Source organism: Micromonospora sicca, assembly GCF_003172935.1.
Taxonomy (GTDB): domain Bacteria; phylum Actinomycetota; class Actinomycetes; order Mycobacteriales; family Micromonosporaceae; genus Micromonospora; species Micromonospora sicca.
Genome location: NZ_QGKS01000392.1, coordinates 1 through 7,241 on the forward strand (window position 1 = coordinate 1; position 7,241 = coordinate 7,241).

Below are 7,241 nucleotides of genomic sequence, written 5' to 3' on the forward strand. Positions count from 1 at the left end.
GGCCGGGGGAGTGGCGTGGGTCACAGGTAGGAACAAAGGGAACGCTTTGTTACTTGAGCCTGTCACGCTCAACTCAACCCGATAGCAGGTGTTCGATGGCAACTCTTCCGGTACTTCCACTGACCGACGCCGTCCTGCTGCCCGGCATGGTCATCCCGGTGACCCTCGACCCGACCACCCAGGCCGCGGTCGACGCGGCCCGCGCCACCGGTGACAAGAAGCTCCTCGCCGTGCCCCGCCTCGACGGGGAGTACGGCTCCGTCGGCACGGTCGCCACCATCGAGAAGGTCGGCCGGCTGCCCGACGGGGAACCCGCCGCGGTCGTCCGCGGCCTGTCCCGGGCCCGGATCGGCTCCGGCGTCCCCGGACCCGGCGCCGCCCTCTGGGTCGAGGCGACCGAGCTCGACGAACCCGCCCCGGCCGGCAAGGCCCGGGAACTCGCCCGCGAGTACCGCGCGCTGATGACCTCGGTCCTCCAGCAGCGCGGCGCGTGGCAGGTCATCGACGCCATGGAGCGGATGACCGACCTCTCCGAGCTGGCCGACGCGGCCGGCTACGCGCCCTGGCTCAGCCTGGCGCAGAAGACCGAACTGCTCGCCGCGCCGGACGTCACCGCCCGGCTGGAGCTCCTCGTCGGCTGGGTGAAGGACCACCTCGCCGAGCAGGAGGTCACCGAGCGGATCAACACCGACGTCCGCGAGGGGCTGGAGAAGTCCCAGCGGGAGTTCCTGCTCCGCCAGCAGCTCGCCGCGATCCGCAAGGAACTCGGCGAGGACGAGCCGGACGGCTCCGCCGACTACCGCAGCCGGGTGGAGAGCGCCGACCTGCCGGAGAAGGTCCGCGAGGCGGCGCTGCGGGAGGTCGGCAAGCTGGAGCGGGCCAGCGACGCCTCCCCGGAGGCCGGCTGGATCCGCACCTGGCTCGACACGGTGCTGGAGATGCCGTGGAACACGCGTACCGCGGACAACACCGACCTGGCCGCGGCCCGCGCGGTGCTCGACGCCGACCACGCCGGCCTGGCCGACGTGAAGGACCGCATCCTGGAGTACCTCGCGGTGCGCAACCGGCGGGCCGAGCGCAACCTCGGCGTCGTCGGCGGCCGCGGCTCCGGCGCGGTGCTCGCCCTCGCCGGCCCGCCCGGCGTCGGCAAGACCAGCCTCGGCGAGTCCGTCGCCCGGGCGCTCGGCCGCAACTTCGTCCGGGTCTCCCTCGGCGGGGTCCGCGACGAGGCGGAGATCCGCGGCCACCGGCGCACCTACGTCGGCGCGCTGCCCGGCCGGATCGTCCGCGCCCTGCGCGAGGCCGGCTCGATGAACCCGGTGGTGCTCCTCGACGAGGTGGACAAGCTGGCCGCCGGCTACTCCGGCGACCCGGCCGCCGCCCTGCTCGAGGTGCTCGACCCGGCGCAGAACCACACCTTCCGGGACCACTACCTGGAAGTCGACCTCGACCTGTCCGACGTGCTCTTCCTGGCCACCGCGAACGTGGTGGAGACCATCCCCGGCCCGCTGCTAGACCGGATGGAGCTGGTCACCCTGGACGGCTACACCGAGGACGAGAAGGTGGCCATCGCCCGCGACCACCTGCTGCCCCGGCAGCGGGAACGGGCCGGGCTGACCGCCGACGAGGTCACCGTCGCCGACGAGGCCCTGGCCCGGATCGCGGGGGAGTACACCCGGGAGGCCGGCGTCCGGCAGCTCGAACGCGCCCTGGCGAAGATCCTGCGCAAGGTCGCGGTCGCGCTGGCGTCCGACCCGGCGCCGGTCCGGGTGGACGACGGCAACCTGGCCCGCTACCTGGGCCGGCCGAAGTTCACCCCGGAGTCGGCCGAGCGGACCGCGGTGCCCGGCGTGGCCACCGGCCTGGCGGTCACCGGCGCCGGCGGCGACGTGCTCTTCATCGAGGCCACCAGCATGGAGGGCGAGCCCGGGCTGACCCTGACCGGCCAGCTCGGCGACGTGATGAAGGAGTCCGCGCACATCGCGCTGTCGTACCTGCGCTCCAACGGGCGACGCCTCGGCATCGACCCGAACGCCCTCGCCGGGCGGCGGATCCACGTGCACTTCCCGGCGGGTGCGGTGCCCAAGGACGGGCCGAGCGCCGGCATCACCATGGTGACCGCGCTGGCCTCCCTGGTGACCGGCCGTCCGGTCCGCCCCGAGTTCGGGATGACCGGCGAGGTCACCCTCTCCGGCCGGGTGCTGCCCATCGGCGGGGTGAAGCAGAAGCTGCTCGCCGCCCACCGGGCCGGCCTGACCGAGGTCATCATCCCGGCCCGCAACGAGCCGGACCTCGACGACCTGCCCACCGAGGTCCGCGAGGCGCTGACCATCCACACCCTCGCCGACGTCGCCGACGTGCTCGCCCTGGCGCTGCGCCCGGCCGACGTCGACGCGGAGACCCTCGGCGGCCAGACGCTCAGCGCGGCCTGACCGCCACCCGCCCCGGCGGGACGCACCGAGGCCCCCGGTCGACCGACCGGGGGCCTCGGCATGCGTACGTCAGCGCCGCTCGCGCCGGTCGCCGCCGAAGTCCCGGTCGCGGCGCTCGGGCCGGTCCGCCCCGTCGAAGCGGCGCCCGCCGCCCCCGTCGCCGTCACGATCCCGCCGTACGGTGGCCTTGCGGCCCTTGATGGTGCTGCCGCGCAGCCCGGCGATCACCTCGTCGGCGACCCCGGACGGCACCTCGACCAGCGAGAACCGGTCGGCGATCTCGATCGAGCCGATGTCCCGGCCGCTGAGCTGGGTTTCCCCGGTGATCGCCCCGACCAGGTCCTGCGGCCGGACCCCGGCGCGCCGGCCCAGCCCGATGAAGACCTGCGCGGTGCCACCGGTACGCGGTCGGGCGCCGCCGCCGCGCCGCTCCCCGCCGCGCGCCTCGTACCCGGGCCGGGTCTCCCGCTGCGGCCGGACCGCGACCTGCGGGATCTCCTCCTCGTCGGGGGCGCCGGGCAGCGTCGCCTCGTGGGCCAGCTTCACCGCGGCGAGGGCGACCTCCATCATGTCGAACTCGTCCGACAGCGTCTCCACGATCACCCGGAACGGGTCGAGGTCGTCCTCCAGCAGGCTCTCCCGCAGCGCGGCCTGGGTCAGCTCCAGCCGCCGGGTGCGCAGGTCCGCCACCGTCGGGATCTTGTCGATGGCGATCCGCTGCCCGGTGACCCGCTCGATGGTCTTGAGCATCCGGTGCTCGCGCGGCTCGGCGAGGGTGATCGCCACGCCCTCCCGGCCGGCCCGGCCCACCCGGCCGATCCGGTGCACGTACGACTCCGGCGCCGACGGCACGTCGTAGTTGACCACGTGGGTGAGCTGCTCGATGTCCAGGCCGCGGGCCGCCACGTCGGTGGCCACCAGCAGGTCGGCGGTGCCGGAGCGCAGCCGCCCCATCACCCGGTCCCGCTGCTCCTGGCTCATGCCACCGTGCAGCGCCTCGGCCCGGTAGCCCCGGCCGTTCATCGTCTCGGTGAGCCGGTCCACCTCCTCCCGGCTGCGGCAGAAGACGATCGCCGCGGTGGGGGACTCCACGTCGAGCACCCGGCCCAGCGCCGCCGGCTTGTGCCCGCGGGCCACGATGTACGCGCTCTGCCGCACCCGGGGCGCCTCGCCGGCCACCGGCCGCTCCCGCTCGATCTGGATGCGCTCCGGGTCGGTGAGGTGTTTACGGGCCAGCCCGTCGATCCGGGACGGCAAGGTCGCCGAGAAGAGCACCGTCTGCCGCTGCTCCGGGGCGTGCTCCAGGATCGCCTCGATGTCCTCCGCGAAGCCCATGTCGAGCATCTCGTCCGCTTCGTCCAGCACCACGGTGGCGAGTGAGCTCAGGCGCAGGGTGCCCCGGGCGATGTGGTCCAGCGCCCGGCCGGGGGTGGCCACCACCACGTCCACGCCCATGTCCAGGGCGCGCAGCTGACGGCCGATCGGCTGGCCGCCGTAGATCGGCAGGACCCGGGTGCCGAGGTCCTTGCCGTAGCGGTGGAACGCCTCGGAGACCTGCACCGCCAGCTCCCGAGTGGGCACCAGCACCAGCGACACCGGGTCACCGGCGCTCCGGTCGTCCGGCATCCGCTGCAGCAGCGGGAGGGCGAACGCGGCGGTCTTGCCCGTACCGGTCGCCGCCTGCCCCAGCAGGTCCCGGCCGGCCAGCAGCGGCGGGATCGCTTCCCGCTGGATCGGGGTCGGCTCCTCGTAGCCGAGCGCGGAGAGCGCGCCGAGCAGTTCGGCGCGCAGCCCGAGATCCGCGAAGGCGGTCGCCTCGTCGGCGTCGGCGGCGGGGGTGGGGTCGGTCGGTGTTGGTGCGGAACTCATGGGACAAGCCTTTCATCACGGCCCGCGGCTCGTCGCGCCGACCGGCACAACCGTCACCCGCGCCACCCGGCGGGCGGCCTCAGCTCTCCTCGGGCGGCCTCCGCGCCGGCGAGACCCGGACGGTCCACGAGCTGACGGCCGCCTGATGGCGGTCGACGGCACGGCCAGCATCCGGGGCTGAACCGGCCGACGGGGGCCGTCCGCACGACGGCGGACGGCCCCCGCGCCGCTCAGCGGTGGAACCGCAGGTAGTCGAAGACCGCGGTCACCGGCGGGTTGGCGCCGCCGTGCGCGACCAGGCCGATCCGGGGCGTCGTGTCGGCCGGGAAGGTCCACACCCCGCCCCAGGTCCAGTGCACGCCGTCCCGGCTGGAGGCGGCCCGGAACTCGTGCTCCCCGGTGGCCGGGTCGACGTGGTGGGCCAGCCGCAGCCAGGTGGTGGTGGCCGGGGTGCCGACGATGTTCCCGCCGTACACCGGCCGGCCGGCGAAGGGCAGCTCATAGCCGTACTCGACCTGCCGGGTGTTCCAGATCGCCACCTGGCTCAGCCGGGCGAACCGGTCGTCGTCCACGTACGCCACCAGGCCGGCCTGCTGGTAGTTGCGGACCGTCTCCTCGCCGAGGTCGAGGGTCACCTTCGTCTCCGCCACGTAGTCCCCGCTGGGCGCGTCGCGCAGCAGCACGCCCGCGGTGTTGCCGGTGCCGACCAGGTCGGTCAGCTCCACCGGCCAGCGCAGCGCGCCACCGCTGACCGTGGCGTCCGGGTTCTGCCGGACCCACCGCCAGGCCGGGTCGAGCCCGTCGTCGAACTCGTCGGACCAGTCCGACAGCAGTGGGCCGACGCCTGGCGGCGCCACCGCGTGCCGCGCCGGCCGGTACAGCGGGGCGACGCTCACGTTGTCGAACTCGCCGGTCCCGCCGTCGGCCAGCAGGGTGAGCGGTCCGGCGACCGGGCGGGTCAGGCGCAGCGTGGCCACGGCGAGCTGGTCGCCCAGGCGGGCCGGGCTCAGCTCGGCGACGAGCTGCCGGTCGCGGACCTCGACGGCCAGGTTGTGCCGGTCGGCGGGGTCGAATCCGGCGGGCAGCGGGACGCTCGCGCTCCCCTCGTCGGCCTCGCGGGCGGTCAGGCGCCCGGCCTCGACCCGGACGTCCACCCGGCCGAACCGCAGCCCGGCGGCGTCCGCACCGGTCAGCCGCAGGTCGGCCTCCACCCGCACGTCCCCGTCGAGATCGGTACGACTCGTCAGCGCGCCGGTCCCGGTGAGCCGCCCGTCGGCCACCTGCCAGGTGTCGTCGCCGGCTCGCCAGCGGGTGAGCGCGGGGGAGTCGAAGCGTTCGTCGAGCCGGGCGGTGGTGACGGGCGCCGGCCGGGGCTCCTCCGACGGGCCGGCGCCGGCGTTCACGGTGGGCCAGCCGTCGATCCAGTCGAGCCGGTCCAGCAGCATCGGCCGCTCGTTGATCCCGAACGGCTCGTCCAGGTACGGGTCGGCGCGGTCGATCGCGTGGTAGGCGATCCAGTCCTGCCCCGACAGATCGGTGAGGAAGCCGTTGTGGCCGGTGCCGATCCAGCGGTTTCCGTTCTGGGTGAGCACCGGGGTGCCGCCGGCCCGGGAGGCGTCCAGCCGCAGCCCGTCCCGGTCGACGAACGGCCCGCGCGGGCCGCGCGCCCGTCCGACCTGGACGGAGTACCCGGTGGCCGGGCCGGCGCAGCAGTTCGCGGTGGAGGCGAAGAGGTAGTACCAGCCGTCGTGGCGCAGCACGTAGCCGCCCTCGAACTTGTTGTCGACGGCGACCAGGCTCGGGGTGCCGACCGTGCGCAGCCCGTCGGCGGTGAGCTCGGTGACCGAGATGCCGCCGTAGTAGCTGCCGAAGTAGAGGTAGTTGCGGCCGTCGACGTCGGTGAACTGGCTCGGGTCGATGGTCCACAGGTAGCCGCCACCGCCGCCGGGGCGCGGGGCGACCACCGGCGCGTCGGCGAAGGTCCACGGGCCGGTCGGGGTGGGCGCGGTGGCCGCCCCGATGGCGGTGTCGAAGGTGTCGGCGGAGACGGTGGTGTCGGTGACCGTCACGTACATCACCCAGTGGTCGCCGATGCGGCGCACGTCGGGCGCCCAGAACGCCGCGCCGGGGGCGGCCCAGGACGGGCGCTGGTCGGGGGCGAACGCGTCGCCGACGTACGTCCAGTCGACCAGGTCGGCGGAGCGGGCGGTGGGCACCCGATGGGCCTGCTTCTCGCCCTCCCGGAGCGGGTCGGAGGTGCCGTAGGCGTACCAGAGGCCGTCGTCGCCGCGGACCACGACCGGGTCGGCGAAGGTGTCGGCGAATCCGGCGGAGACCGGGTTGCGGTAGCGGTCGGGGCCGGAACCGGCGACGGCCGGCGCGGACGCCGTCGTCGCCAGCACCAGGCCGAGTACGGCGGCGAGCACGCCGCCACGGTGGAGATGTCCCATCAGACCTGCCTCGGGTCGGTGTCGACAGAGGTCACTGCGGTGCCACGTTTCTACAACGTTGGATACAACGATGTAAAGGGCACCGGCATCCTTCGGTGGGCACCGAACCGTCCCCGTGCCAGCATGGGGGTATGACCACCACCAGCACCGACGGCGGTTCCCTGGCCGGCCTCGCCGCGCTGCTCGCCGACCGCACCCGGGCCAGCTTCTGCCTGGCCCTGCTCGACGGGCGGGCCTGGACGGCAGGGGAGCTGGCCCGCGCCGCGGGGGTGGCCGCGTCCACCGCCAGCGACCACCTCACCCGGCTGGTCCGCGGCGGGCTGCTGGTGGAGGAGCGGCAGGGTCGGCACCGGTATGTCCGCCTGGCCGGCCCGTCGGTGGCCCAGCTCATCGAGGACCTCGCCGGGCACGCCCCCGCCCCAGCCGCGCCACCCCGCACCCTGCGCGCCGCGTCGGCCGGCGCCGCCCTCGCCTACGCCCGGACCCGCCA

General features: G+C 74.7%; 4 protein-coding genes. 2 read left to right on the forward strand and 2 right to left on the reverse strand.

All coding sequences use genetic code 11. The features are described 5' to 3' along the window. Positions 1-95: 95 nt before the first annotated feature. Positions 96-2,432 carry an endopeptidase La gene (lon, locus tag DKT69_RS30705; protein ID WP_109804934.1) on the forward strand — a complete coding sequence of 779 codons (2,337 nt, stop codon included), beginning with the start codon at positions 96-98 and terminating at the stop codon, positions 2,430-2,432. 69 nt (positions 2,433-2,501) lie between these two features. Here lon and DKT69_RS30710 read toward each other — a convergent pair whose 3' ends face one another. Both DKT69_RS30710 and DKT69_RS30715 read right to left on the reverse strand, forming a co-directional pair. Next, the gene (locus tag DKT69_RS30710) at positions 2,502-4,301 is read right to left on the reverse strand and encodes a DEAD/DEAH box helicase (protein ID WP_109804935.1); all 1,800 of its coding nucleotides are present in this window, start codon (positions 4,299-4,301) and stop codon (positions 2,502-2,504) included. Between the two features lie 230 nt (positions 4,302-4,531). Next, positions 4,532-6,751: a glycoside hydrolase family 43 protein gene (locus DKT69_RS30715; protein WP_109804936.1), complete on the reverse strand. Its 2,220-nt coding sequence runs from the start codon at positions 6,749-6,751 to the stop codon at positions 4,532-4,534. Positions 6,752-6,882: 131 nt separating this feature from the next. On the opposite strand from DKT69_RS30715, the gene DKT69_RS30720 reads away from it, so the two are divergent. Then, on the forward strand, positions 6,883-7,241 hold a 359-nt coding region (locus tag DKT69_RS30720), incomplete at its 3' end, for an ArsR/SmtB family transcription factor (RefSeq protein WP_146231258.1).